We start from the raw sequence: 26,547 nt of genomic DNA on the forward strand, positions 1-26,547 counted from the left end.
CGGAGCACGGAAGCAGAACGGGGGCGCACACGATCTTCACGAGCGCGACCAGGGTGAGCCGGTCCCCACGAACAGCGGCGTAACGGGAACGCGCCACCACTCCCCTCGCAACGCTCACGTCCCGCCTCGGTCATGTCCGGGTCCGGGTCGGCCCATGGAGGTAAAACGCAGGTCAGCCCCCTGTCCCGGACTCGTTGAGCCCCTTTCCCGGCAGCCGCTCCCCGACATACCACTGACGTCTGGTGACGTACTCGACCAGGGACTGGAGGAAGGCCGTCCCCGGGGCCGCGGACACCTTGGGGCGCCGGGATCGAGACGGACATGCAGGACTTGGCCAAAAACACCGGAGAAGCCGAAGAAGCCGGGGAAGGGGCGAGTTGGTCCGTGTCCCCTGCAGTCGGCACCGTGCTCCTGGCAGGGGTCGCGCACGTGCCAGGAGCACGACCCCGGCTGGGCCCCCGGCTTCTTGGAACTCCTCGGGATCTCCGGGTGCGTGTTCGTCCGTGCCGGTGTCGCGCTGACCCGCTCCCTCCCGCGTGTCAAGGACGGCAAGAACTGGTTCAACGTTGTCTTCGGGCCGGTGGTTCTCGTCATCGGTTGGTTCTCGTCATCGGTCTCGCCATGGCCGTCGTCGGCTTCGGCTTCGCCTTCCGGTTGCTGTGACCCGGTGCTTCGCCAGGTCCCGGGCCCGTCCGGGGGCCGGCGAAGCTGACGGCGAGGGCAGCGCACCGGACGCTGTCAGGCCGGCTCTCACGAGCACACGACGCGCCGTGAACACAGCCCGTAGGCTCGGCCCATGACCGGACAGCCTTCGTTCCCGCGGCAATACGCCCGTACGCAGCGCTTCACTCTGGGCGCACCGCGCGGCTACGCCCTCTCCCCCGACGGCGCACGCGTCGTCTTCCTGCGTTCCCGCTCGGGCACCGACCGCAGCCAGCAGTTGTGGGTGCTCGATCTGGAAGCGGGACGGGAGTTCCCGGCCGCCGATCCGCAGGCCCTGCTGGCCGGGGCGCAGGAGGACCTGCCACCACAGGAGCGGGCCCGCCGCGAGCGCAGCCGGGAGAGCTCGGCGGGCATCGTCGGCTATGCGACCGACGCCGCCGTGGAGTTGGCGGCCTTCACCCTCTCCGGCCGGCTGTTCGTCTCCGAGCTACGGGCCGGCACCACCCGTGAACTCCCGGTCCAGGGACCGGTCGTGGACCCCCGCCCCTCACCCGACGGCCGGCAGGTGGCCTTTGTGGCGGACGGCCGGCTGCGGGTGGTCGCGGTGGACGGCGCCACGACCTCGGACGGGGACGACGGCGGCCGCGCCGGCGCCGGACCGGCGGACCGGGTGCTGGCCGAGCCCGACGGGCCGGAGGTGACCTGGGGGCTCGCGGAGTTCATCGCGGCCGAGGAGATGGGCCGATACCGGGGCTTTTGGTGGTCTCCGGACAGTGACGCGGTGCTGGCGGCGCGGGTCGACGAGGCGCCGGTGCAGCGCTGGTGGATCGCCGACCCCGCCCATCCGGACCGGGAGCCCGTACGGGTCGCGTACCCGGCGGCAGGCACCCGCAACGCCGGGGTCACGCTGACGCTCTTCGGCCTGGACGGCTCGCGCACGGACATCGGCTGGGACACCGAGCGCTACCCCTATCTGGCGCGCGTCCACTGGTCGGCGGCCGGGCCGCCGCTGCTGCTCGTCCAAGCCCGCGACCAGCGTGACCAGCGCTATCTGGCCGTCGACACCGCGACCGGTACGACCAGGACGGTGCACGAGGAGGAGGACGAGGCGTGGGTCGAGCCGTTCCCCGGGGCGCCGGCCTGGACGCCGGACGGACGGCTGGTGCGGATCTCGGACGAGGGCGGCGCGCGCAAACTGTTCGTCGGCGCCCGCCCGTTGACCGGCGCTCCGCTGCACGTCCGGGCCGTTCTCGACATCGGCGAGGACGATGTCCTGTTCTCCGCGAGCGGCGCCGACATGCACGACATCGGCGTCTACCGCGCCTGGTTCCGCGGCAGCGGTGACCAGGGCGGCTGGGAGCGGGTCGGCGAGCGTGCGTATCCGACGGTGTCCTCCGCGGTGCGCGGTGGCGCGGTGACCGTGCTGTCGCAGGCGTCGCTGGAGCGGCCCGGCACCCAGGTGGACGTGGTGCGGCTGGATCCCGACGGCGGTGAGAAGGTCCTCGCCTCCATCGGCTCCTGCGCCGAGGAGCCGGTGCTGACCGCCCGCCCCCGTCTCGTCCTGGCCGGGGAACGCGAGATTCCGTGCGCGGTGCTGCTGCCCACCGGATATCAGGAGGGCGACGGTCCGCTGCCGGTGCTGCTGGACCCGTACGGCGGTCCGCACGGCCAGCGGGTGGTGGCCGCGCACCACGCCCATCTGACCTCCCAGTGGTTCGCCGACCAGGGGTTCGCAGTGATCGTTGCGGACGGCCGGGGCACCCCGGGACGCTCCCCCGCGTGGGAGAAGGCGATGTTCCGCGATGTCGCGGAGGTCGCCCTGGACGACCAGGTCCACGCCCTCCAGGCACTGGCCGGATCCTTTCCCCTGGACATGGAGCGGGTGGCCATCCGCGGCTGGTCCTTCGGCGGCTATCTCGCGGGGCTCGCGGCGCTGCGCCGCCCCGATGTCTTCCATGCGGCGGTGGTCGGTGCGCCGGTGACCGATCTGCGGCTGTACGACACCCATTACCAGGAGCGGTATCTCGGCCACCCGGACGAGGAGCCGGCCGTCTACGCCGCGAACTCGCTGATCACGGACGAGGGGCTGTCCGGGGCACAGGAGCCGCACCGCCCGATGATGATCGTGCACGGTCTCGCGGACGACAACGTCGTGGTGGCGCACGCACTGCGGCTCTCCTCGGCGCTGCTGGCGGCGGGCCGCCGGCACGAGGTCCTGCCGCTGTCCGGCGTGACGCATATGGCCTCGCAGGAGCAGGTGGCCGAAAATCTGCTACTGCTGCAGGTGGACTTCCTCAAGCGGTCGTTGGGGATGGCGCCCTGAGGGCGTAGCGCGTCACGGCCCGGGGGACGTCACGCGCCCCAAGGGGCGCCTCACCAACCGGGCGGAAGCCTGGACGGCGGGGGCGGGGCGTGCGGCGGCCGCGCCTCGCCCGGGGCGGAGCCGTACGCCAGCACACCGTCCGTGGGGTGGGAGGCATCCGGCGCGCCGGGGCGGGCCGCCGCGATCAGCGCGGCCAGCGCGGCGGCCACCACGAAGGCCGCGGTGCCCACCTCCAGCCGGGCCCAGGCCGGCAGCGCGCCGAGGCGGCCGAACTCCCCGGTGCGTACGGCGAAGACGAGCGCCACGGCGCCGTGCACCAGCAGCAGGGCCGCGGCCGTCATCGCCGCGGGCCGGGCCCAGGGCGCGCGGCGCAGTACGGCGGCCGCGGCCCCCAGGGCCAGCAGCGCGAGGGCCGCCGCCTGCCAGTGCACCGGGGGCTGCAGCAGGGCGCGGAAGACGGACGCGTCCCCGAGCAGCCCCTTGCGGTAGACGTCCCCGCCGAGCCGCTGCTGCCAGTGGAACTCCCATCCGGCCACGGCGAGTCCGGCGGCGCCCAGAAGCACGCCGGCCGTGACGGCCGCTCCCTTGTGCGGCCGGCCGGGCCGCTCGGGACCCGCTCCGGACGGCACCGCGTGGACCACTCCGTACGCCGAGGACGCCCCCTGTGGCAGCCCGCGCACGGCGTGCCGCGCATGCCGGTCCGCCCGGCCGCCCCGCCGCCGGCCCGCCACGACCACCACGATCAGCCCCACCGCCAGGGCGAGCTGGGTGAGCGCGGTCAGCCGCGCCCGCGCCGTGAGCCCGCTGTCCAGCCCCTGGAGCCAGCCGGCGCCCAGCATCCACACCAGCGGGAGGCGGAGCAGTGCGGTGGCGGCCGCCAGGGAGAGCAGTGCGCCCGCGGCCACGGACGACAGGACGGCGGTGCGCACCGTGGCGATCGCGACGGCGAGCGCGCCGAGCGTCAGCAGCGGGTCGAGCGCCGAGGTCGCCCAGGCGGTGAACTCCCGCGGCCGGCGCGCCTCCCCCAGCCAGGTCCACCACACGTCCGCGCCGTGCTGGGCGATCGTCAGGTCCCGGATGATCCAGCCCGCGGTGAGCAGCGCGAGCAGCAGGCAGACCAGCGCACCGATACCGCGTGCGCCGCGGGTGAGATCGCCGTCCCGCGTTGTGGACACGGCCAGCCCCCGTCCGTGTCGATGTACTGGGTGGTCCTGGGCGGCCCCCTGGAGGCGCCTACCCGCAGGTCTACTCCAGACCCGGCGCAGGGACAACAGAGCCGCGGTCAGCGGCGGACGAAAGGTGCGCAAAACGGCAACCGGCCGGAACGCCGTCTGGCGTCCCGGCCGGTCTACGGCACCCGCACGGCCGTACGTTGTTCATCATGGCGCGTCCGTATATCGGTGTTGCGACAGTGAAGTTGCCTTCATGTTAAAGACGTTCGTACCGAAATGTCTCCCATGCCGTACATCACGCCCGCCTGTCAAGCACGCCGTGGCGTCAACTTGCGCAACGTTCGCTCAAGAAGTAGACGACCTGTTCACGAGCACACCCGATCCCCTTGACTCCGCCACAAATCACTTGCGAAAGTCCGCTCATCCAGCGGTGCATTCGGTGCCGCTTCATGTTCCAAGAGAACTCGGCGCGGGGGCACTTCGCGATGACTAGTCCATCCCAGACCGCGGCTACCACGTCCGATGACCCAGGACGTGGGCCGGAGGGTCTGAAGAAGGCAAAGGACGGCAAGGACGGTGAGCTCGTAGGCCGTTCACCCGGACAACTGATGTGGAGACGCTTCAAGCGGGACCGCACCGGTGTCGTCTGCGCCGTCATCGTGCTGGCCTTCTTCGTCGTCGCGGCGCTCGCCCCGGTGATCTCCTCGCTGTACGGCAAGAACCCCTACACGTTCTACGGCAACGAGGACCCGAGCCTCTTCGACGACTTCGGCTACCCGATGGGTCCCAACGGCGGGATCTCCGGCGACTTCTGGTTCGGCATCGAACCCGCGCTGGGCCGTGACCTGTTCACCAACCTGCTGTACGGCATGCGGATGTCCCTGGGCATCTCGGTGGCGGTGACCATTCTCGTGGTGATCACCGGCACCCTGCTCGGCGTCACGGCCGGCTACGTGGGCGGCAAGACCGACTACTGGCTCGGCCGGATCATCGACTTCCTGCTCGCCTTCCCCAGCCAGCTGACCTTCGTGGCCTTCATGCCCGTGGTCGTCGCGTTCTTCATCCCGCCGGGCGACGAGACCCCCACCTATGTGCGCGTCGTGGCGCTGATCCTGGTGCAGTGGGCGCTGGGCTGGATGGGTCTGGCGCGGCTGCTGCGCGGCCAGGTGCTGTCGCTGCGCGAGCGGGAATTCGTCGAGGCCGCGAAGATCACCGGCGCCTCCCCCTGGCGGATCATCCGCAAGGAACTGCTCCCCAATGTGGTCACGCCCATCCTGGTGCAGGCCACCTACATGCTCCCGCTGTTCGTCACGGCGGAGGCCGGCCTGTCCTATCTGGGCGTCGGCATCATGGAACCGACCCCGGACTGGGGGCGGCTGTTCCACACGGCCGGCATGGTCTACGAGAACGACCCGACCTTCCTGGTCTTCCCCGGCGCCGCGATGGTGATCTTCGTGCTGTGCTTCAACCTGCTCGGGGACTCGGTCCGGGACGCCTTCGACCCCAAGTCCGGGCGCTGATCGTCCATGTGAGGGGGGCGGCTGCCACCCCCGCGCCGGGCTCGTACCCGGATGCGTCAGGCAGCACATCTGGACAACAACCGACAGGCAGGTGCTTGGAACCTCATGAACGCACTATCTACGCGCAGAGCACGCGCGACGGTCGTGGCCCTGGCGGCCGCCTCCCTCGCGCTCACCGGCTGCAGCAGCGGCGGCGGCACCGGCAAGGACGACTCGCAGACGGACAAGGACGCCGCGGCGCAGGCCAAGGCGGTGCCGCTGGGCACGACCTCCGACTCCACCGGCCCGGCTGCCGAGGTCAAGGGCTCCCGCAAGGGCGGCACCATCCGCGTCTACCAGCGTGACAGCTTCAACCACCTGGACCCGGCGCAGATGTACGTCAGCGACCTCGGCGACCTGTCCAAGCTGATCTTCCGTGGCCTGACCACGTACAAGCAGGACGACAAGGGCAACAAGACGGTGGTCGGCGACCTCGCCACCGACGCGGGCCAGATGTCGGACGGCGGCAAGACCTGGAAGTACACGCTCAAGGACGGCATCAAGTTCGAGGACGGCAAGCCGATCACCTCGAAGGACATCCGCCACACCATCGAGCGGATGTACGCGAAGTTCATCACCGACGGGCCCTCCTACCTCCAGACCTGGCTGTCGGGCGAGGGGACCACGTACCGCAAGGCGCTGCCGGACGGTCCGTACAAGGGCGACCACCTGCCCAAGAGCGTCCTGGACACCCCGGACGACAAAACCGTCATCTTCCACTTCCAGAAGCCGCAGTCGCAGGTGCCCTACGCGCTCGCCATCGCGGGCTACAGCGTCGTCCCGGACGGCGCGAAGGACACCAAGGAGAACTACGACGTCAAGCCGGTCTCCGCCGGCCCGTACAAGTTCGCCTCCTTCAAGGAGGGCAAGTCCGCGAAGCTGGTGCGCAACACCAGCTGGGACCCGAAGACGGACCCGGCGCGCCACCAGTACGTCGACGCCTTCGACATCACCTTCAACCACCAGTTCTCGGACTCCACCAAGCGCCTGATGGCCGACCAGGGCGAGGCCAAGAACGCGATCAGCTTCACCAACGCGGTGGAGCCGACGCAGACCAAGCAGGTGCTGGACAACGCCAGCGCCAGCAAGCGGACGGTGCAGGGCTACCAGCCCTACGTCTGGCAGATGAACATGAACATGGACCGCATCAAGGACAAGAAGATCCGCGATGCGATCACCTACGCCATGCCGAACGCCCAGATCGTCCGCATCAACGGCGGCAGCTACGGCGGTGAGGTGGCCGGCGGCCTGCTCGCCCCGACCGTCGCGGGCTACGAGAAGGGCTACGACCCGTACGGGAAGCTCACGCACCCCAACGGCGACCCGGCGAAGGCCAAGAAGCTCCTCAAGGAGGCCGGCAAGACGGGCATGAAGCTCGTCTACGCCTACTCCAACACCGAGATCCGCCAGAAGGAAGCCGCGGTCGTCGAGGACGCGCTGAACAAGGCCGGCTTCAACGTCCAGAAGAAGGAGGTCGACTCCTCCTCCTGGTACCAGCAGATGGGCAAGGTCGACAACGGCTTCGACATCTACATGACCGGCTGGGGCCAGGACTGGGCGGACGCCTCCACCGTCATCCCGCCGTCGTACGACCCGCGGCAGATCCAGGACGGCGCGGCCAACTACTCCCACATCCGTGACAAGCACGTCAGCTCCGAGATCGACCGCATCCAGAAGATCGCGGACGTCACGAAGCAGACCGCGGAGTGGCAGAAGCTGCACCACTACATCGTGGAGAAGATCAACCCGGCCGCTCCGGTCTTCTACACCAAGGTGCTCCAGCTGTACGGCTCCAACGTCGGTGGTACCCGCTACAACAGCGACACCAACTACCTGGACCTGAACACGCTGTACCTCAAGAAGTAAGCAGCAGCAAGCACCGGAAGGCGGTCCGGAGAGCGCGCGGCACGGCGGAGCGCGCGCTCTCCGGGGCCTTCCCTGCCACCCTCACTCCCCACTGCCGCCGCCGTCCTGAGAGCAGCGAACTGCCATGCTTCCCTTCCTATTCCGCCGGATCCTCGGCGCGGTCATCATCCTTCTCCTGCTGAGCGCCTTCACCTTCTTCATCTTCTTCTCCACGGGTGACCCGGCGCTGATGGCGTGCGGCAAGAACTGCACCGCCGACAACGTCGCCCTGATCCACCACAACCTCGGTCTCGACAAGCCCCTGACGACGCAGTACTGGGACTTCCTCGTCGGCATCTTCGCGGGGCGCGACTACAGCGTCGGGCACTGCAGCGCCCCCTGCTTCGGCTACTCCTTCGCCACCCACCAGGACGTCTGGGCGACGATGATGGACCGGCTGCCGACCACGGCGTCGCTGGCCATCGGCGGCGCGGCCGCCTTCCTGGTCATCGGCCTGGGCGCCGGTCTGCTGGCCGCCTGGAAGAAGGGCTCGCTGCTGGACAAGACCGTCACCGGCGCGTCCATGGTGCTCAGCTCGGTGCAGATCTACATCCTGGGCCCGATCGTCCTCGGCATCTTCGTCTACAGCGGCATCATGGGCTCCCCCAAGTACGTGGACTTCACCAGCAACCCGGCCGGCTGGTTCATGGGTCTGCTGCTGCCGTGGCTGGTGATGTCGACGATCTTCACCGCCCAGTACACCCGTATGGCGCGCTCGACGATGATCGAGCAGCTCCAGGAGGAGCACGTCCGGACAGCCAAGGCCAAGGGCATGCCGGCGCGTTATGTCTTCCTGCGCTACGCCTGGCGGGGTTCGCTGATCCCGATCGTCACGATCCTGGGCATCGACCTCAGCTCGCTGTTCGGCGGCGCCATGATCACCGAGTACACCTTCTCGCTGGCGGGCCTGGGCCGTCTGGCGATCAACTCCGTCACCACCCTCGACCTGCCCATGATCCTGGGCGTGCTGATCTTCAGCGCCGCCCTGATCCTGGTGTTCAACATCATCGTGGATGCGACGTACGCCCTCATCGACCCGCGCGTGCGCCTGTCCTAGGAGAGCCTGAAGTGACCACACTCACCAAGACCGAGGGCACGCCGGTCCCGACCGGATCGGACCCCTTCCTGTCCGTCCGCGACCTTCAGGTGCGGTTCTCCACCGAGGACGGCATCGTCAAGGCGGTAGACGGCCTCTCCTTCGACCTGGAACGCGGCCAGACGCTCGGTATCGTCGGCGAGTCGGGCTCCGGCAAGTCCGTCACCAACCTCGCCGTCCTGGGCCTGCACGACCCGAAGAGCACCGAGATCGGCGGCGAGATCGTCCTGGACGGCCAGGAGTTGACCGGAGCCCGGGAGAAGACCCTGGAAAAGCTCCGCGGCAACAAGATGGCCATGATCTTCCAGGACGCGCTGACCGCCCTGTCGCCGTACTACACGGTCGGCCGGCAGATCGCCGAGCCGTTCATCAAGCACACCGGTGCCAGCAAGCGCGAGGGCCGGCAGCGCGCCATCGAGATGCTGGCCAAGGTCGGTATCCCGCAGCCCACGCTGCGGGTGGACGACTATCCGCACCAGTTCTCCGGCGGTATGCGCCAGCGCGCCATGATCGCCATGGCGCTGGTCTGCAACCCCGAGCTGCTGATCGCCGACGAGCCGACCACCGCCCTGGACGTCACCGTCCAGGCGCAGATCCTCGACCTCCTCAAGGACCTGCAGCAGGAGTTCGGCTCCGCGATCATCCTGATCACCCACGACCTCGGCGTGGTCGCCAACACCGCGGACGACCTGCTGGTGATGTACGCGGGCCGGGCGGTGGAGCGGGGCTCCGTCAAGGAAATCCTCACCCAGCCCCGGCACCCCTACACCTGGGGCCTGCTGAGCTCCATGCCGCGGCTCTCCTCGGACGTCAGCGAGGCGCTGCACCCGATCCCCGGGTCCCCGCCGAGCCTGCTCAACCCGCCCTCCGGCTGCGCCTTCAACCCGCGCTGCGGCTTCACCGGCGAGGTCGGCGGTGCGCGCTGCACCGACGAGCGGCCGCTGCTGGAGCTGGGGCGCGCGGCCGCGTGCCACCTGAGCGCCGAGCAGAAGCAGACCCTCTTCACCGAGCAGATCAAGCCCCGGCTGGGCTAGGGAGCTACCACCATGACAGACCACGTCACCCTCCCGGCGCCTCGTGACGCCGCGCCCGTCCCGGGCGAGCCGCTGCTCACCGCCGAGGGCCTTACCAAGCACTTCCCGATCTACGGCGGATTCCCGTTCAAGCGGAAGGTCGGTGCGGTCCAGGCGGTCGACGGGCTCGACCTGACCGTGCACGCCGGCGAAAGCTTCGGCCTGGTCGGCGAGTCGGGCTGCGGCAAGTCCACCACCGGACGGCTGCTCACCCGGCTGATGGAGCCGACCTCCGGCAAGATCACCTATGCGGGCCGGGACATCACCCACGCCGGCCGCAAGGAACTGGCACCGATCCGGTCCGAGATCCAGATGATCTTCCAGGACCCGTATGCCTCGCTCAACCCGCGGCAGACGGTGGGCACCATCATCGGCGGCCCGATGGAGATCAACGGGATCAACCCGCCCGGTGGCCGGGAGAAGCGGATCCGTGAGCTCCTGGAGACCGTGGGTCTCAACCCGGAGCACTACAACCGCTTCCCGCACGAGTTCTCCGGCGGCCAGCGGCAGCGCATCGGTGTGGCCCGGGCGCTCGCCCTGGAGCCGAAGCTGATCGTCGCCGATGAGCCGGTCTCCGCGCTCGACGTCTCGATCCAGGCGCAGGTCGTCAACCTGCTCCAGAAGCTGCAGCGCGAGCTGGGCATCGCGTTCCTGTTCATCGCCCACGACCTGGCGATCGTGCGGCACTTCAGCCAGCGGGTCGCGGTGATGTACCTCGGCAAGATCGTCGAGGTGGGCGACCGCGACGAGATCTACAACCGGCCGCGCCACCCGTACACCCACGCGCTGCTCTCGGCGGTGCCCGAGGCCAAGCTGGTGGAGGACGAGGAGGAGGACCGCGAGCGCATCCGCCTCGCCGGTGACGTCCCCTCCCCCGTCAACCCGCCCTCCGGCTGCCGGTTCCGTACGCGGTGCTGGAAGGCCCAGGACAAGTGCGCGACCGAGGAGCCGCCGCTCGTCCAGCTCACCGGCAACAAGAGTGGCCATCTCACGGCCTGCCACTTCCCGGAGGAACCGACGACCGCGGCCCGCGACGAGGACATCATCCTCGACCCGGCGCTGGCCGCGATGGAGGACGCCGAGCCGGCCGACGAGGGCGGCAAGACCGACTAGAGACGCAGCGGCTCGCAGCCGAAGCCGCGCAAACCGGAGCCCGCTTCCCCGGAGGGAGGCGGGCTCCGGCCGTACCGGGCCCGCACCGGCGGGTTGGCCGGGTCCGGAAAGGCGCATCGGCCTGCCGGTCGGTACCGGCAGGCCGATGGCTGAAGGCGAACACGCCTGCTCCGGATTCAGAGGCTGAGCGCGTCGGCCGGTACCGCTCCGGTGTGGCCGGGCAGCGGTACCGAAGAGGTTCCGACTAGTTGTAGTCGGCCACCCACCACTTCTGCTGGGTGGTGTGGCCCGGGGTGCAGACCGCATTGCCGCCCGACACCTTGAGGTAGCAGCGGCCGAGGCCATTTCCGTAGATGGCCTTCTCCCCGTCGTGGAAGGAGTTCACACTCCACGCCATGGACCACGTGTTCGGGTCGCTGGTGCACTTCTTCGCGTAGACGTAGCCGCCGCTGTTCTTCTTGGTCGCGAGACAGGGGCCCGCCGCCGGATTCGCATACGCCGCAATGATCTCGTCGCCGGGGTAATTCGCCCAGTTCTGCTTCGCATCACCGGTGTTGCACTTCACAGCGGTCACCCGCTTGTCGAACCCGTTGAACTTGAGGCACTTCTTGGCCACCACATTTTTGATGTTGAACCCCTGGACGGGTGCGGCAGATGCCGATGTCGCGCCAAGAGTCGCCAGTCCGGCCATAGCCAGATCTGCGATGGTCATACCGAAGCTACGCTTCACCATTCCCCCTGCTTTTGCCTCTGTTCGGTCGGCACCGACAGGACCGCCCATATCCGGGTGTGAGTAGTTGAGGTACAGGAAATCCCGGTGAGATTGATCTTGCTGCGGTTCCCCACTCCTGATGAGGCCCGGGTGTGCTGCATACGGCAGCGGTCTCATCCTCTTCGGGTTCGGGCCAGGGGCCGAAGGGACCGTGTTCCCCGGGGCCGGTGGCGCCGAGGAGGCCGGGATCCTTCCAGCGGTGCAGCGGCAGGGGGATCACTGTGCGTTTCCGTTCCGGGCCTGTGAGAGCACAAGGGCGTCTCGTCGCGCCGTGTCCCACTGCCGACCCCTCCGTGGAGTTGGCCGCTTGAAAGGTTCCCCACGACGCGAAGCGATTGACAGGGGACCGTGAGCCGCCGGTCGGCCGACACGCGGGGCGGATCAGTTGCGCGTGCCGGCCGGTGGGCCGACGACAATGGCGAGCTGGAGTTTGGTCTCGTCCTCGCTGCCCGGCGCGGCGGTCATGATGACAATCTTGAGCTCGGTGTCGCCGTCGGTCAGGACATCGCAGTCCACCGTGACCGGGCCCACCGACGGGTGGTCGACCGTCTTGCGGACCTCGCGGTTCGCGGTCACCTTTCCCTTCGCCCACAACTCGGCAAACCTCTCGTTGCCTGCGTTCAGGTCGCGGACCAGCGCGGCCAGGCGACTGTCCCGGGGGAAGCGGCCGGTGGCGTGGCGCAGATCGGAGACGAGGGCGGCGTCGGCGGTGTCGGGCATTTCCCGCTCCGAGTGCGGCAGGCGCTGCCCGCCGGGGCTTCACACTTCGGACAGTCGTTTCGTTCTACCGCGTTTGCTGCTTGATTGGGCGTCAGGTCCACCCGCGCAGTCTGTCAGAACTGTCTCGCACAACATGCTGGTTTTGAGAGGGGTTCTGCGAACGGCCACCTGCGGATTCGTGAGCAGCACCGGTGTGTTCGCAGAACTCTCGCAACTGGTCATTTGTGAGAATCACGCAGCACCCGGCCGTAGCCGCTGCGCTCGGGTACGCGGGCCGAACTGTTCCGTGTACAGAAGCCCCGGCCGCGCCTGGCGGTTCAACCCGTGAGGGTGTTGAGCCAGCCGGTCAGCAGACGGTTGATCTCCTCGGGGCGTTCCTGCTGAATCCAGTGGCCGCAGCCCTCTACGAGGTGGGAGGCGGTCAGGCCGGGGAGGGTGGTGGGGAAGGCGTCGATAGCGTCGGACATCCAGGTGGTGGAGGCGTCCAGGGCGCCGCCGATGAACAGGGACGGCTGCTTGATCGGGGCTCCGCGGTGGGGGGCGAGGTCCTCCCAGTCGCGGTCCACGTTGCGGTAGCGGTTGAGGGCGCCCGTCAGACCCGTGCGCTCGAACTCTCCGGCGTAAACGTCGAGGTCGTCCTCGGCCAGCCAGGCCGGGAGGATGCCGGCGGGAAAACGGTCACGCAGCTGGCCGCCGTGGGCGACGAAGTGCGGGTCGGGCTCGCCCTGGGTGGGCATGGTGTCGGCGGACAGGGCGGCGTAGAAGCCCGCGAGCCAGCCCCGCACGTCAGGCTCGATCTCCGTCTCGGCGCGGCCGGGCTCCTGGAAGTAGGAGACGTAGAACTCCTGCTCGGGGCCGCCGATCTGGCCGAAGATGTCGGTGGGGCGGGGGCCGCCGGGTGGCGCGTACGGGACGCTCAGCAGGGCGACGGCCCGGAAGACCTCGGGGTGGAGCAGGGCGGAGGTGGCGGCGATGTTGGAGCCCCAGTCGTGGCCGACGACCACCGCGTTCTCCTCGCCGAGGGCGTGCACGAGGGCGACGTTGTCCTCCACCAGGTCCAGCATCCGGTAGGCGTCGGTCTCCGCAGGCTTGGAGGAGCGGCCGTAGCCGCGCACGTCGAGCGCCACCGCCCGGTAGCCGGCCGCGGCGAGGGCCGGGAGCTGGTGGCGCCAGGAGTACCAGGACTCGGGGAAGCCGTGCACGAGCAGGACCAGCGGGCCGGTGCCCTGCTCGACCAGGTGAAGGCGCCCGGCCGGGGCCTCGACGGTGCGGTGGCGGAGTGCGGCGGACGGCTCGGGCTGCATGGGGGCTTCTCCTCGGTTCGCGGGTGGATGCAGGTACGCATCGATCATGCGGCGCAGCGACCGTCCACCGCGATTACCCTTGCCAATCTGGCAAACTTGCAGGACAGGATGGTGGGGCGGCACGTCCGGAAGGGGGCAGAGCGGGTGACAGGCGACGACGTGGCCGACACGCTGGCGGCGATGGGCCCCCGGCTGCGGGCCGCGCGCGAACACCGCGGCTCCACGCTCACCGGCGTCAGCTGCGCGACCGGCATCTCCCCGAGCACGCTGTCGCGGATCGAGACCAGCCGACGCAAGCCCACCCTGGAAGTGGTGCTGCAGTTGGCGAAGGAGTACGGCGTCTCCCTGGACGAGCTGGCCGGCACCGCTCCCGCCGCCGAGCCCCGCACCTCCGCGCTCCAGCGTTTCGGCGACGACAAGGCGGTGCTGCCGCTGACCCGGTACGTCGGGGGCCTGCACGCCCACAAACACGTCCTACCCGCCGTCCAGGAGCCGCCCGCGCGGCCTCGGCAGGTCTCCCACGACGGCTGGGAATGGCTGTGCGTCCTGTACGGGCGGCTGTGGCTCGCACTCGGCGACCAGGACCTCGTCCTGAGAGCCGGGGACGTCGCCGAGTTCGACACCCGCAATCCCCATGGGGTCGCGAACGCCGGCCCCGGCGGCCCGGTCGAGTACCTGATCATGTTCGGGCCGCAGGGAGAGCGCCTGCGACCGCGCACCCCGCCCGCCCCCGGCCCCAGGGCCCGGTAGCAAGCAGCGAACGAACGGCCTGACGTCCCGGGTACGCCCAGGATGTCAGGCCTCTTCCTCGTCGTCCTCAGCGGCGTCGGGGTCGCGGAAGGGGCGCAGGCCCTGGCCGGGGCCGCTGGCCTTGATGTTGAACAGGTAGCGGCCCAGGAAGTTGATGTGCCGGTCCTTGAGCGGGGAGAGCCGGGCGACGTCCTCGTCCTTGACGGCGTGGCCCTCGGCGCGGAGCCGGGCAACAGCAGCGTCCAAGTAGCGGGTGTTCCACAGCACGACGGCATTGAGAAGGAGACCCAGACTGGCCAACTGATCCTCCTGGCCCTCGCGGTCGCGCGAACGCCGAGATCTCCTCCACCCGCTCCATGGCCCGCACCATCGCCGTACCCGTCGACTTCGTCGGCGGAGTACGCAGCCGCTCCAGCTCAGAGACCCGCTTGCCCTCCGGCACGACCAGCAGCTCAGCCAGCGCCGGCGCGAGCGACGGATCGGCCCGGGACGCGGCGCGGGCCACCGCCTCGTACAAGCGCCGCTCGGCAACCGTCCGGGCCTCCGACACCTGCCGGGCCAACACCGAAACGCCGGGCAGCAGCACCTGGTTCTTCCGCAGCCACGTCACCGCGTGGTTTAACAGCGCCACAGGCCCCTCGGCATGCGTCCACGCCCGCCCGTACAGGAAGCCGCGGAACTCCCGACCCCACTTCCGATCGGTGAAGTCCCGGTGCTTGAACCGCTTCTGGATCCCCGCCGCGTGCTCGTACACCGTCGATCGGCGCTCCGGGTACCGCTTCACGCACGAGGCGTCGGCGATGCCGAGCTGCCCGGCCAGGTACTCCAGGGCCTCCCACGGCACCGCGAGTGGGTCCTCACCCAGGAACCGGCCGATGTAGCGGACCGTGCAGACCTGCAGGGCCATGCCCAGGCGATGTGCGTCCGTACGACGCAGGGCGATCAGGTCACGGTCGTCATCGTCGAGAAAGAAGAACCGCTCCAGTTCCGGGCGGGTGGGCACCTCGGTGAACGTCCCGTACGCCTCGGCCTGCTCATCAGTTAAAAATTCCACCGGCATGCGGCGAACGGTAGCCATGCCCCGACGGTGCCCATTACGGTCAATGCGAAGAATTGACCGACATTCCCTCACTCGCTGGGCACCACCTGCCGCTCCTCGGCGAAGTGACACGCCGAGGCATGCCCGGCCGGGCCCTTTGTCTCGCGGAATTCCACCGGCACTTCCAGCGGTGGCACGACATCCGCGCACAGCTGCCGGGCCTTCCAGCACCGCGTGCGGAAGCGGCAGCCGGAGGGCGGGGCGGCGGGCGAGGGGACATCGCCCGTGAGCAGGATGCGCTCGCGGTGGCTGCGGGCGTCCGGGTCGGGGACGGGGACGGCGGACAGCAGGGCCTGGGTGTACGGGTGGGTGGGGTGCTCGTAGATCTGCTCGTCGGTGCCGGTCTCGGCGAGCCGGCCCAGGTACATCACCGCGACGCGGTCGGAGATGTGCCGTACGACGGACAGATCGTGGGCGATGAAGACGTAGGAAAGATCGAACTCGTTCTGCAACTGCTCCAGCAGGTTGACCACTTGGGCCTGGACGGAGACGTCCAGCGCGGAGACCGGTTCGTCGGCGACGATGATCTCCGGGCGCAGCGCGAGGCCGCGGGCGATACCGATGCGCTGGCGCTGGCCGCCGGAGAACTGGTGCGGATAGCGGTTGATGTACTCGGGGTTGAGCCCCACCACGTCCAGGAGTTCGCGGACCTTTCTGCGGCGGTCTCCCTTGGGGGCCACCTCGGGGTGGATCTCGTACGGCTCGCCGATGATGTCGCCGACGGTCATCCGGGGGTTCAGGGAGGTGTAGGGGTCCTGGAACACCATCTGGATATTGCGGCGCACGGCCCGCAGGGCCCGCCCGGAGAGGGTGCTGATGTCCTCGCCGCGGTACCGGATCTGACCTGCCGTCGGACGCTCCAGGCCGACCAGCAGCTTGGCGACCGTGGACTTGCCGCAGCCCGATTCGCCGACGATGCCGAGCGTTTCGCCCTTGTGGAGGTCGAAGGAGACACCGTCGACGGCCCGGACCGCGCCGACCTGTTTGTGGAAGAGCACACCCCGCGTGAGCGGGAAGTGTTTGACCAGGTCGCGGACCTCCAGCAGCGGTTCCGGGGCACCGGCCGCCGGGGTGCCACCCTCACCGGGCCCCATCGATCGTCTCCTTCCAGAAGTGGCAGGCGCTGGCCCGGCCGGGGCCGACCTCGTAGAGCGGCGGCGGGTCGGTGCGGCAGACGTCCTGGGCCAGCGGGCAGCGCGGGTGGAAGGGGCAGCCCGGCGGGATGGCGGTCAGATTGGGCGGCAGGCCCTTGATGGCGTAGAGCTGCCGGCCCTTCTGGTCCAGGCGTGGGATGGAGTCCAGCAGACCGCGGGTGTACGGGTGCGCGGGCGCCCGGTAGAGCTGGTGGACGGGGGCGGTCTCGACGATCCGGCCCGCGTACATCACCGCGATGGTGTCGGCGACGTCCGCGACCACCCCGAGGTCATGGGTGATCAGGATCAGCCCCATGGTGAGTTCCCGCTGCAGCTCCGCCAGCAGGTCCATCACCTGCGCCTGGACCGTGACATCCAGCGCCGTGGTCGGCTCGTCCGCGATGATCAGGTCGGGGCCGAGGGCCAGCGCCATCGCGATCATGATGCGCTGGCGCATCCCGCCGGAGAACTGGTGCGGATAGTCGCCCACCCGCTCGCGGGCCGCGGGGATGCCGACCCGCTCCATCAGCTCCACGGCTCTGCCGCGGGCGTCCTTACGGGACATCCCCTCGTGGACTTCGAACATCTCCCCGAGCTGTGCGCCGACGGTGAGGACCGGGTTCAGTGCGGACAGCGAGTCCTGGAAGATCATCGCCATCTTGGCGCCGCGGACCTTCCGCCGCTCCTCCTTGCGCAGGGTGAGCAGATCGCGCCCCTGGAAGATGACCTCGCCGCCGGTGACGAACCCGGGCGGTGAGTCGAGGATGCCCATCACGGCCTGGGCGGTCACGGACTTTCCGGAGCCGGACTCCCCCAGCACCGCCAGCGTCTGCCCCGGCGCCACGCGGTAGCTGACGCCGTTGACGGCCTTCGCCACGCCGTCGCGGGTACGGAACTCGACCCGCAGATCGCGCACGTCGAGCAGGGCCGGCTCCGCGAGCGCCGTACCGCCGTCCGCGGGCCTGTGGTCCGCGTCCTCGTTCGTCATCTTCCGGCTCCTCAGCGCAACTTGGGGTCGAGGGCGTCGCGCACCGCGTCGCCGAGCATGATGAACGCCAGCACCGTGAGGCTCAGTGCGCCCGCGGGCCACAGCAGCATGTGCGGCGCGCTGCGGATGTAGGTGGAGGCCGTGGAGATGTCGATGCCCCAGGAGACGGTGGGCGGTTTCAGGCCCGCGCCGAGGTAGGAGAGCGTCGCCTCCAGCGCGATGTACGTCCCGAGCGCGATGGTGGCGACGACGATGACCGGTGCGACGGCGTTGGGGGCGATGTGCCGCAGCAGCATCCGTCCGTTGCCGGCGCCCAGCGCCCGTGCGGCCTGGACGTAGTCGTTCTGCTTGGCGGTGACGACGGAGCCGCGGGCGATACGGGAGACCTGCGGCCAGCCGAGCAGCACGATGAAGCCGACCACCGGCCAGACCGTGCTGCTGGTGACGACCGAGAGGAAGACCAGGCCGCCGAGGATCACCGGGATGCCGAAGAAGATGTCGGCGAGCCGGGAGAGCAGGTTGTCCCCCCAGCCGCCGAAGAAGCCGGCCAGCCCGCCCAGCAGGCTGCCGAGCAGCGCCGCGCCGGTCGTGGCGCAGACGCCGACGGTGATGGAGGCGCGGGCCCCGTAGACCACCCGGGTGTAGACGTCGCGGCCCTGGGTGTCGAAGCCGAAGGGGTGGCCGGGCTGGGAGCCCTGCTGTGCCTTGGCGAGGTCCGCGCGGTACGGGTTGCCGGTGGCGATCAGCTGCGGCCAGATCGCGATGATCACCAGGAAGACGATGACCAGCGCGGAGACCACGAAAACGGGGTTGCGGTACAGATCGTGCCAGGCGTCGCTCCACAGGCTGCGGGGCTTGCCGGGCTCCTTGCCGGGCGGTCCGGCGCCCGGCGGGGCCGCACCCGGCCGCCGCTCCAGCGACTCCGCCTCGCCGATGGCCAGCGCGGCGGAGCCGCCGTCGCCGTGGCCGATGGCTTCCTTGGGGACGTAGGGCTCAGGCATAGCGGATCCTCGGGTCGAGGACGGCGTACAGCAGGTCGACGAGGAGGTTCGCCAGGAGGAAGACCAGCACCAGGATCGTCACGAAGCCCACGACGGTCGGCGAGTTCTGCCGCAGGACTCCCTGGTAGAGCTGGAAGCCGACGCCGTGGATGTTGAAGATGCGCTCGGTGACGATCGCGCCGCCCATCAGGGCGCCGATATCGGTGCCGATGAAGGTGACCACCGGGATCAGCGAATTGCGCAGCAGGTGGCGGGTGATGATCCGGTGCCGGGGCAGGCCCTTGGCGAGGGCCGTACGGACGTAGTCGGCGCGGGCGTTCTCCGCGATCGAGGTCCGCGTCAGCCGGGTGACATAGGCGAGCGAGACCAGGGCCAGCACCAGCCCCGGCAGCAGGAGTTCGTTCAGCGGCGCTTCGGGGGCGACGGACGGCGCGGCCCAGCCCCACTGCACCCCGAACAGGAACTGCAGCAGATAGCCGCTGACGAACGTCGGGATGGACACCACGACGAGGGTGAGGACGAGGACCGTGGTGTCGACGTCCCGGCCGCGGCGCAGCCCGCTGAACACCCCCAGGACGATGCCCACCACCATCTCGATCACGACGGCGATGACCGTCAGCCGCAGCGTGACGGGAAAGGAGGAAGCCATCAGCTCGGTGACCGACTGGCCGTTGAACGCGGTGCCGAAATTCCCCTGGAAGATCTGGCCCATGTAGTGCAGATACTGCTTCCACAGCGGCTCGTCGAGGTAGAGGTCGCGGCGGATCTGCGCGGCGGTGGCGGGGTCGGGGGCCCGGTCGCCGAACATCGCGGCCACGGGGTCGCCCAGTGCATAGACCATGAAGAAGATCAGGAAGGTGCTGCCGATGAACACCGGGATCATCTGGAGCAGCCGCCGGATCACATAGCGTCCCATGAAGCGTCAACCTCCCTCACACCGCAGTCAGTTGACCTTGATCTCGTTGTAGACGGGCACGCTGAACGGATTCAGTGACACCTTGCTGATCCGGTCGGAATAGCCGGCGCTGCCGTTCTGGTACCAGAGCGGAATGGCCGGCATCTGCTGGGCGAGGATCTTCTCCGAGTCCTGGAAGGTCGCGACGGCCCGGCGGGTGTCCGTTGCCGCGTTCGCCTCGTTCACCAGCTTGTCGAAGGCGCGGTTGCTGAACTTTCCGTCGTTGGAGGAGGCGTCGGTGTAGTACAGCGGCTGCAGGAAGTTCTGGATCAGCGGATAGTCCATCTGCCAGCCGGCCCGGAACGGCCCCGTCATCCGCCTGGCCGTGATCTTGTTCCGGAAGTCGGCGAAGGTCCCGACCGGGTTGCCGACGCAGGCATTGTCGTCTCCCAGCGACTTGTTGACGCTGTTGCAGAGGGCGTCGACCCAGTCCTTGTGGGACCCCGTATCGGCGTTGTACGTGAGGGTCATCGTCCCGCCGGGAATCCCGCCCCCCTCCTTGATCAGCTGCTTCGCCCTGGCCGGGTTGAACACACAGGCGTCGCCGCACAGCCCCGCCTTGTAGCCGCCGTGCGCCCCCAGCACCGGCGAGGTCCAGTCGGTGGCGGGGGTGCGGGTCCGCTGGAAGATCTCCCGGGTGATCTGGTCCCGGTCGACCGCCATGGACAGACCGCGCCGCAGCTTCTCCGCGCCCGGGTGGTTCCACCGCTTGTCGTACATGGGGAAGGTCAGGGTCTGGATGATCCCGGCCGGCTGGTTGATGTAGCGGCCCCCGAGGTCCGCCTTCACGTGTGTGAGCTGCGCGGCCGGCACGTCATCGACCAGGTCGATATTGCCCGCCTGCAGATCGGTGTAAGCGGTGTTGTTGTCCGTATAGACCCGCAGGTCGATTCCGCCGTTCCGCGCCGGATCGTCACCCGGGTACTTCTGCCACTTCCGCATCCGCAGCACGGACCCCTTGTCATAGGAGTCCACGAGATACGGGCCGTTCCCGACGGGATTCCCGAGCCAGGCGTCGTGATGGCGGAAGAACGCCTGCGGGAGGGGCATGAAGGCCGCGTAACCCAGGGTGTCGGGCCAGCTGGAGAATTTCTGGTTGAGTTTGACGGTAAAGGTGTGGTCGTCCTTCACCACCAGCCCCGACAGGGCCCTGGCCCGCGGACGCCCGCTGTCCGGATGCACCTGCGCAAAGCCGTCGATATAGGAGAAGAACGCCGCGTTCTTCTGCTTGTTGCTCAGCAGCGCACCGTAATTCCAGGCATCCACGAAGGACCGGGCCGTGACCTTTTCCCCGTTGCTGAAGGTCCAGCCCTTCTTCAGCGTCACCGTGAAATTCCGCGAATCCTTCGTCTCGATGCGGTCGGCAATCACATTCTCCGCCGCGCCGGTCTTCGGGTTGTAGCGCTTGAGCCCCCGGAACAGCATCTCCAGAACCTTGCCGCCCTGGACCTCATTGGTGTTCGCCGGCTCCAGCGGATTCTGCGGATCGCCCCAGGACGAGCTGACCACCCCGGAGCGGCCGGCGCCGGCCCCGCCCCCGCAGGCCGTGGCCACGAGAGCGACGGCGACGGCGCAGCCGCCCCACTTCGCGCGCGTGGCTCTCCGCATGACGCCTCCTCAGGTCCGGATCATGCCTAGCCACATCAGAGCGCAAAGGGGGACGTACCGCACTTCGGCGGCGACCGCCCTGCTCCGAAGACCGGAGAAAACCCTCGGATGCCCGAGCGGGGACGGAGCGGAGGAGCGCCCCGGGGAGAGTCCCGGGAGGGACGCCAGGGGCGCCCCGGGGCTCCCTCAGGGGCGCCCTCCCCGGCAACCCCTATATGTGATGCACGGACTCCACCGCGAACAGCCGCGGATCGAACCCCTCCGCCAGCGCCGCGGCCTCCGTCATGTGCTCCTGCGCCGTCGGGTCGCCCAGCATCGCCCGGAAGTGCTCCTCGCTCTCCCACTGCGCGTAATTGACGACCCGTTCGCCGTCCGCGCTCGCGTGGATGTTCGCCGAGATGAACCCCGGCCGGTCCTTCATCGTCTCCTCGGTGGCCCGGCTGAGCACCGCCACCAGCTCCGCCTGCCGCTCGGGCAGGACGGTGAACACATTGATGAGCGTCGCGATCGTGCGCCCGGTCTCGATCTTCGTTACAGCTGCCATACCGACAGTCTGCCGCCGACCACTGACAACGCGGCCGCCGCCGGGACGCCCCAGCAGCGGCCCCCAGCCGCTCCCCCGCGCGGCCCGCCCCGCCGCCCTCCGGGTACGGCCGCCCTCCGGGTACGCAAACGGGGCGCCCCTCACGCGGAGGGGCGCCCCGTTTCCCGGGCCGGCATCCCGGCCCGGACCACCGTCGGTGTTACCGCTTGGCGCGGTCCTTCAGCGCTTCGCGCGGGAAGCCGTGCGGCCGCGCTCCTTCTGGTCCAGGACGACCTTGCGGATGCGCACGGCCTCCGGGGTCACCTCGACGCACTCGTCGTCGCGGCAGAACTCCAGGGACTGCTCCAGCGACAGCTTGCGCGGCGGCACGATCGCCTCGAACGAGTCGGCCGAGGAGGAGCGCATGTTGGTGAGCTTCTTCTCCTTGGTGATGTTGACGTCCATGTCGTCGGAGCGGGAGTTCTCGCCGACGATCATGCCCTCGTACACCTCGGTGCCCGGGTCGGTGAAGAGCACACCGCGCTCCTGGAGGTTGGTCATCGCGAAGGCGGTGACCGCACCGGAGCGGTCGGCGACCAGGGAGCCGTTGTTACGGGTGGAGAGCTGGCCGAACCACGGCTCGTGACCCTCGTGGATGGAGTGCGCGATACCGGTGCCGCGGGTGTTGGTCAGGAACTCGGTACGGAAGCCGATCAGGCCGCGGGAGGGAACGACGAACTCCATGCGGACCCAGCCGGAGCCGTGGTTGGACATGTTGTCCATCCGGCCCTTGCGGACACCCATCAGCTGCGTGACGGCACCCATGTGCTCCTCGGGCACGTCGATGGTCATGCGCTCGACGGGCTCGTGCGTCTTGCCGTCGACCTCCTTGGTGACCACCTGCGGCTTGCCGATGGTCATCTCGAAGCCCTCACGGCGCATCTGCTCGACCAGGATGGCCAGCGCCAGCTCACCGCGGCCCTGCACCTCCCAGGCGTCGGGACGCTCGGTCTCCAGCACGCGCAGCGAGACGTTACCGATCAGCTCACGCTCCAGGCGGTCCTTGACCTGGCGGGCGGTGACCTTGCGGTCCTTGACCACGTTCTTGGCGTCCGCGCCCTTGCCGGTACCGCCCCGGCCGACCAGCGGCGAGGTGTTGGTGCCGATGGTCATGGAGATGGCCGGCTCGTCGACCGTGATCAGCGGCAGCGCGATCGGGTTCTCCGGGTCGGCCAGGGTCTCGCCGATCATGATGTCGGGGATACCGGCGACCGCGCAGATGTCGCCCGGGCCGGCCACCTCGGCGGGCTTGCGGGTGAGCGCCTCGGTCATCATCAGCTCGGTGATGCGGACGTTCTGGATCGAGCCGTCGCGCTTGATCCAGGCGACGTTCTGGCCCTTGCGCAGCTCGCCCTGCTCGACGCGGAGCAGCGCGATACGGCCGAGGAAGTTGTCCGCGTCGAGGTTGGTGACGTGGGCCTGGAGCGGCGCCTGTGCGTCGTACTCCGGCGCCGGGGCGTGCTCCAGCAGCGTGCTGAAGAACGGCTGGAGGTTCTCGCTGTCGGCGGGGACGGTGCCGTCCTCCGGCTTGGTCAGCGAGGCGACGCCGTCACGGGCGCAGGCGTAGACGATCGGGAACTCGATCTGGTCCTCGTCCGCGTCCAGGTCCAGGAAGAGGTCGTAGGTCTCGTTGACGACCTCGTCGATCCGGGAGTCGGGGCGGTCGGTCTTGTTGATGCACAGGATGACCGGCATCCGGGCCGCGAGCGCCTTGCGGAGCACGAAGCGGGTCTGCGGGAGCGGGCCCTCGGAGGCGTCGACCAGCAGGACGACCGCGTCGACCATCGACAGACCGCGCTCGACCTCGCCACCGAAGTCGGCGTGGCCGGGGGTGTCGATGATGTTGATCGTGATCGGGTCCCCGCCGTCCTTGGGGTGATACTTCACCGCCGTGTTCTTGGCGAGGATCGTGATGCCCTTCTCACGCTCCAGGTCGTTGGAGTCCATCATCCGGTCGTCGAGCTTCTCGGCGGCGTGCTCGGCGAACGCGCCGGCCTGCTTGAGCATGGCGTCGACGAGGGTCGTCTTCCCGTGGTCGACGTGGGCGACGATGGCTACGTTACGAATGTCGTGGCGCGTGGGCATACTGGCGGCGCTTCTCCCGGAATCGTGGGTGGCGGCACGTCCATTCGGTACGCGCGCCTGCCGGGCATAACGAAGCCACGGCCTCACCCCATCGTACGGGGCTGCGGCGGCATTGACCGCCGCAGCCCGTATCTACGCCGTCTGACCTGCGGTTTCTTACCTTTTATTCGCCAGGGTGGCTGCCCGGCTACATCTGGTAGCCGATGTCCTGGAAACGGGGTGTGGCGAAGCCGAAGGCGCCGACGTTGGCGAGCGTCTTCTTCGTGGCCACCAGCTCGGGCCGCTGGTAGAGCGGAACCGATCCGGCGGCCGCCCAGATCCTGGCGTCGGCCTGCTCGACCAGCGTGTGCGCGGCACTCTCGTCCAGCTCGGAGGCGGCCTGGTCGAAGAGCTGGTCGATGTGGTCGGTGCCGACCCGGGTGTAGTTCTGCTCGACGGTCAGCGAGCCGTCGGGCGCGGGCTGCGGCTTGGCGTAGATCGGCCGGGCGTCGGTCGCCGGGTAGGCGGTGCCGGGCCAGGAGTACAGCGCCAGGTCGTAGTCGCCGGAGGCGATGTGGTCCTGGAAGTAGCTGGCGTCGGAGACCCGCTGGAGGGAGGTCTGCACACCGATCTTGCCGAGCATTTCGGCGATCTGCCGTCCGACGGCGCGCAGCTGGGCGGAGCCGGCCCCGTCGGGGAGCACGAAGCGCAGGGTGAGCGGCCTGCCGTTCTTCTTGACGGCGGCGATCTTGGCCCCCTTGTGGCCGGCCGGCCGCGGTGCGAAGGCCGCGTCGGCGGGCCGCTCGGCGGCCGCGCGCAGGGCGCCCGGGTGGCCGCCCGAGCCCGGCAGGTTCGGGGCCTGCCCGGTCTCGATCAGCTCGGCCGCGCCGAGCGTCTGTGCCGCGCGCTTCTTGTACTGCTTGTACCTGCCGTACGCCGCTGACCCGGCGTCACCGTCCGCCCGGCCCTTCTCCCTGGCCGCCGCCTCCTTGTAGAACGAGGCGCTCTGCCGCAGCAGGGCGGCCTGCTGGACCTCGGAGCCGACCGCGCCGGTGAAGGACAGCGGGGCCTTTGCGGCGGCGGGCCGCATGCCGTCGGACCGGTCGCCCCTGGCGGGCGGGGCGGCATGGCCGCGGCCGGCGCGGGCCGGGTTGCGGTCGTCGGCGTCGCCGTCGTCCCCGCCGTCGGACCGGTCGCCGGCCCCCTCGTCCCCGTAGCGGTCGCCCGAGGTGTCGTAGCCGTCCTCGCCGGCGGCGCGGCCCGTGCCGGGCGCCGGTGCGCCCGCCTTCTCGCCGGCCTGCTGACGGCCGGTGTCATCGCTCTTCCAGCCGGCTTCCGCGAGCAGCGCCCTGGCCGCCCCGGTGTCCTGGCCGCCGAGCGCATCGCTGTGATCCTGGTAGCCGTACTGCTCGGCCATGAGCAGATGGCTGCCGAGCGGCCTGGACGGCAGGTCGAGCGGCTTGAGGACGGTGTCCGCGAGCTCCTGGCGGTCGAGGGCACGGGCCACCGCGCGGCGCACCCGGTCGTCGGCCAGCGGCCCGCTGCTGCCGTTGAGGGCGAGCTGGGTGTAGGCGGGCTCCAGGGCCTTGCGGATGGTGTAGCCGCGCAGTAGGGCGGTCTGCGCTGCGACGGCCTTGGCGCCGGACCGGGCCCGGGCCCGGTTCCCCTCGCCCTGCGGACCCGCGTTGCCGTCGCCGGGCTCGTGGGGGCCGGCCGTGGCGGCACGCCGGGCGGAGGCGACCCGCTTCGCGGCGGCCTGGTCGACCGCGGCGACATCGATGCTCCCGTCGGCGAGCGCCGCGGCCCGCTTGTCGCCGGGCAGCGACTGCAGCACGATCCTCTTGAGCATGGCGGGATCGCCCCACCACCTCGGGTTGCGTACGAGGACGACGCGCCCTTCCTTGGCGTCCCGCTTCTGGAAGAGGAACGGCCCGGCGCTGACCTTCAGTTGCTCACGTGCGCCGTCGTTGAAGGCGTCGGCGCTGCCCATCACGCTCTTGGGGTAGAGCGGGGTGAACAGGGACTCCCAGTCGGCGTAGGGGCGGGCGAAGGTGACCTTGACCTCGTGGGAGTCCGCGCCCTGTTCGACCTTGCCGATCCGGTCGTAGCCGGCGTTGCGGGCGGCCCAGAAGGCGTTGTCCTTGCCGCGCAGCGCGGTCCACTGGGCGATGAAGTCGGCGGCGGTGACCGGTCTGCCGTCGCTCCACCGCGCCTTGGGGTTGATCTTGTAGGTGACGACCTGTTTGGGGTCGCGGGCGCTGATGTCCGCGGCGTCCAGGTAGTCGGCGTTGCGCTGTGGTCTGCCGCTCGCGTCGATGGTGAACAAGCTGGGCAGCACCGCGCCGGTGATCCGCGTGGTGGTCGCGTCGGCGTCCGACTGGAAGGCGTTCAGCGTGCCGGGCATCGCATCGACGGCCCAGCGCAGGGTGCCGCCCTTCTTCAGTTCGCCGCGGGGCGCGGGGGCGATGTCCTGGGATGTGGTGACGGACGTGTCCCGGGCCTCGTCACTGCATCCGGTCAGGGCCGGCAGCGGGAGCAGCACCCCGGCCGCGATGAGCGCGGCACAGCGGCGCCTGCGGCACGCCGCGCGGCGGCCTGAGGGGTGGTCGTGGTCGGTCATGACGGTTACCTCCGGGCTCGCCCGCGCCGCGCCGTGCGCCGCCTGG

The 26,547-nt window shown here is 69.7% G+C and carries 20 protein-coding genes and 1 pseudogene; 7 read left to right on the forward strand and 14 right to left on the reverse strand.

Annotation, left to right across the window (positions count from 1 at the left end; genetic code table 11):
* Positions 1-796: 796 nt before the first annotated feature.
* Complete coding sequence (locus tag OHS81_RS12025; RefSeq protein ID WP_328384778.1) at positions 797-2,986, forward strand: S9 family peptidase; 2,190 nt, start codon at positions 797-799, stop codon at positions 2,984-2,986.
* A 50-nt stretch (positions 2,987-3,036) separates the two neighbouring features.
* Here the strand turns inward: OHS81_RS12025 and OHS81_RS12030 are convergent, their stop codons facing one another.
* On the reverse strand, positions 3,037-4,161 hold the full coding sequence (locus tag OHS81_RS12030) for a hypothetical protein (RefSeq protein ID WP_328384779.1): 1,125 nt from the start codon (positions 4,159-4,161) through the stop codon (positions 3,037-3,039).
* 482 nt (positions 4,162-4,643) lie between these two features.
* On the opposite strand from OHS81_RS12030, the gene OHS81_RS12035 reads away from it, so the two are divergent.
* The 5 genes from OHS81_RS12035 to OHS81_RS12055 all read left to right on the forward strand — a co-directional run bounded on the left by OHS81_RS12035 (position 4,644) and on the right by OHS81_RS12055 (position 10,904).
* Positions 4,644-5,678: an ABC transporter permease gene (locus tag OHS81_RS12035; protein WP_328384780.1), complete on the forward strand. Its 1,035-nt coding sequence runs from the start codon at positions 4,644-4,646 to the stop codon at positions 5,676-5,678.
* A 105-nt stretch (positions 5,679-5,783) separates the two neighbouring features.
* Positions 5,784-7,583 (forward strand): ABC transporter substrate-binding protein, encoded by a 1,800-nt coding sequence (locus OHS81_RS12040; protein WP_328384781.1) that lies wholly within the window; start codon positions 5,784-5,786, stop codon positions 7,581-7,583.
* A gap of 124 nt (positions 7,584-7,707) precedes the next feature.
* Positions 7,708-8,679 (forward strand): ABC transporter permease, encoded by a 972-nt coding sequence (locus tag OHS81_RS12045; RefSeq protein ID WP_328384782.1) that lies wholly within the window; start codon positions 7,708-7,710, stop codon positions 8,677-8,679.
* 11 nt (positions 8,680-8,690) lie between these two features.
* A complete protein-coding gene (locus OHS81_RS12050; RefSeq protein WP_328384783.1) occupies positions 8,691-9,752 on the forward strand; it encodes an ABC transporter ATP-binding protein in 1,062 nt (353 codons plus the stop codon).
* 12 nt (positions 9,753-9,764) lie between these two features.
* Positions 9,765-10,904, forward strand: coding sequence for an ABC transporter ATP-binding protein (locus OHS81_RS12055; protein ID WP_328384784.1), 1,140 nt, complete (start codon positions 9,765-9,767; stop codon positions 10,902-10,904).
* 244 nt (positions 10,905-11,148) lie between these two features.
* On the opposite strand, the gene OHS81_RS12060 is transcribed toward OHS81_RS12055, so the two are convergent.
* The 3 genes from OHS81_RS12060 to OHS81_RS12070 form a co-directional block, all read right to left on the reverse strand.
* The gene (locus OHS81_RS12060; RefSeq protein ID WP_328384785.1) at positions 11,149-11,637 is read right to left on the reverse strand and encodes a ricin-type beta-trefoil lectin domain protein; all 489 of its coding nucleotides are present in this window, start codon (positions 11,635-11,637) and stop codon (positions 11,149-11,151) included.
* A 420-nt stretch (positions 11,638-12,057) separates the two neighbouring features.
* The gene (locus OHS81_RS12065) at positions 12,058-12,396 is read right to left on the reverse strand and encodes an MmyB family transcriptional regulator (RefSeq protein WP_328384786.1); all 339 of its coding nucleotides are present in this window, start codon (positions 12,394-12,396) and stop codon (positions 12,058-12,060) included.
* A 317-nt stretch (positions 12,397-12,713) separates the two neighbouring features.
* On the reverse strand, positions 12,714-13,700 hold the full coding sequence (locus OHS81_RS12070; protein WP_328384787.1) for an alpha/beta fold hydrolase: 987 nt from the start codon (positions 13,698-13,700) through the stop codon (positions 12,714-12,716).
* A gap of 144 nt (positions 13,701-13,844) precedes the next feature.
* Between OHS81_RS12070 and OHS81_RS12075 the strand changes: the two genes are divergently transcribed.
* Complete coding sequence (locus OHS81_RS12075) at positions 13,845-14,450, forward strand: helix-turn-helix domain-containing protein (RefSeq protein ID WP_328384788.1); 606 nt, start codon at positions 13,845-13,847, stop codon at positions 14,448-14,450.
* A 45-nt stretch (positions 14,451-14,495) separates the two neighbouring features.
* Here the strand turns inward: OHS81_RS12075 and OHS81_RS12080 are convergent, their stop codons facing one another.
* The 10 genes and pseudogenes from OHS81_RS12080 to OHS81_RS12125 form a co-directional block, all read right to left on the reverse strand.
* Entirely contained in the window at positions 14,496-14,750 is a 255-nt protein-coding gene (locus tag OHS81_RS12080; protein ID WP_328384789.1) for a Tn3 family transposase, read from the reverse strand.
* Positions 14,751-14,778: 28 nt separating this feature from the next.
* Positions 14,779-15,510: pseudogene (locus OHS81_RS37425) on the reverse strand (DUF4158 domain-containing protein); the annotation flags it as partial.
* A gap of 68 nt (positions 15,511-15,578) precedes the next feature.
* On the reverse strand, positions 15,579-16,643 hold the full coding sequence (locus OHS81_RS12090; protein ID WP_328384790.1) for an ABC transporter ATP-binding protein: 1,065 nt from the start codon (positions 16,641-16,643) through the stop codon (positions 15,579-15,581).
* Positions 16,630-17,670: an ABC transporter ATP-binding protein gene (locus OHS81_RS12095; protein ID WP_328384791.1), complete on the reverse strand. Its 1,041-nt coding sequence runs from the start codon at positions 17,668-17,670 to the stop codon at positions 16,630-16,632. Before OHS81_RS12095 ends, OHS81_RS12090 begins: the two co-directional genes overlap by 14 nt.
* Before the next feature lie 11 nt (positions 17,671-17,681).
* Positions 17,682-18,671 (reverse strand): ABC transporter permease, encoded by a 990-nt coding sequence (locus OHS81_RS12100; protein WP_328384792.1) that lies wholly within the window; start codon positions 18,669-18,671, stop codon positions 17,682-17,684.
* The gene (locus OHS81_RS12105; RefSeq protein ID WP_328384793.1) at positions 18,664-19,587 is read right to left on the reverse strand and encodes an ABC transporter permease; all 924 of its coding nucleotides are present in this window, start codon (positions 19,585-19,587) and stop codon (positions 18,664-18,666) included. Before OHS81_RS12105 ends, OHS81_RS12100 begins: the two co-directional genes overlap by 8 nt.
* Positions 19,588-19,614: 27 nt before the next feature.
* Positions 19,615-21,234 carry a peptide ABC transporter substrate-binding protein gene (locus OHS81_RS12110; RefSeq protein WP_328384794.1) on the reverse strand — a complete coding sequence of 540 codons (1,620 nt, stop codon included), beginning with the start codon at positions 21,232-21,234 and terminating at the stop codon, positions 19,615-19,617.
* A gap of 211 nt (positions 21,235-21,445) precedes the next feature.
* Positions 21,446-21,778: an antibiotic biosynthesis monooxygenase family protein gene (locus OHS81_RS12115; RefSeq protein ID WP_328384795.1), complete on the reverse strand. Its 333-nt coding sequence runs from the start codon at positions 21,776-21,778 to the stop codon at positions 21,446-21,448.
* 219 nt (positions 21,779-21,997) lie between these two features.
* Positions 21,998-23,902: a translational GTPase TypA gene (gene typA / locus OHS81_RS12120; protein WP_328384796.1), complete on the reverse strand. Its 1,905-nt coding sequence runs from the start codon at positions 23,900-23,902 to the stop codon at positions 21,998-22,000.
* 187 nt (positions 23,903-24,089) lie between these two features.
* Positions 24,090-26,501 carry an ABC transporter family substrate-binding protein gene (locus OHS81_RS12125; protein ID WP_328384797.1) on the reverse strand — a complete coding sequence of 804 codons (2,412 nt, stop codon included), beginning with the start codon at positions 26,499-26,501 and terminating at the stop codon, positions 24,090-24,092.
* Between the last annotated feature and the right edge of the window lie 46 nt (positions 26,502-26,547).

The organism is Streptomyces sp. NBC_00400 (genome assembly GCF_036048035.1).
Classification (GTDB): domain Bacteria; phylum Actinomycetota; class Actinomycetes; order Streptomycetales; family Streptomycetaceae; genus Streptomyces.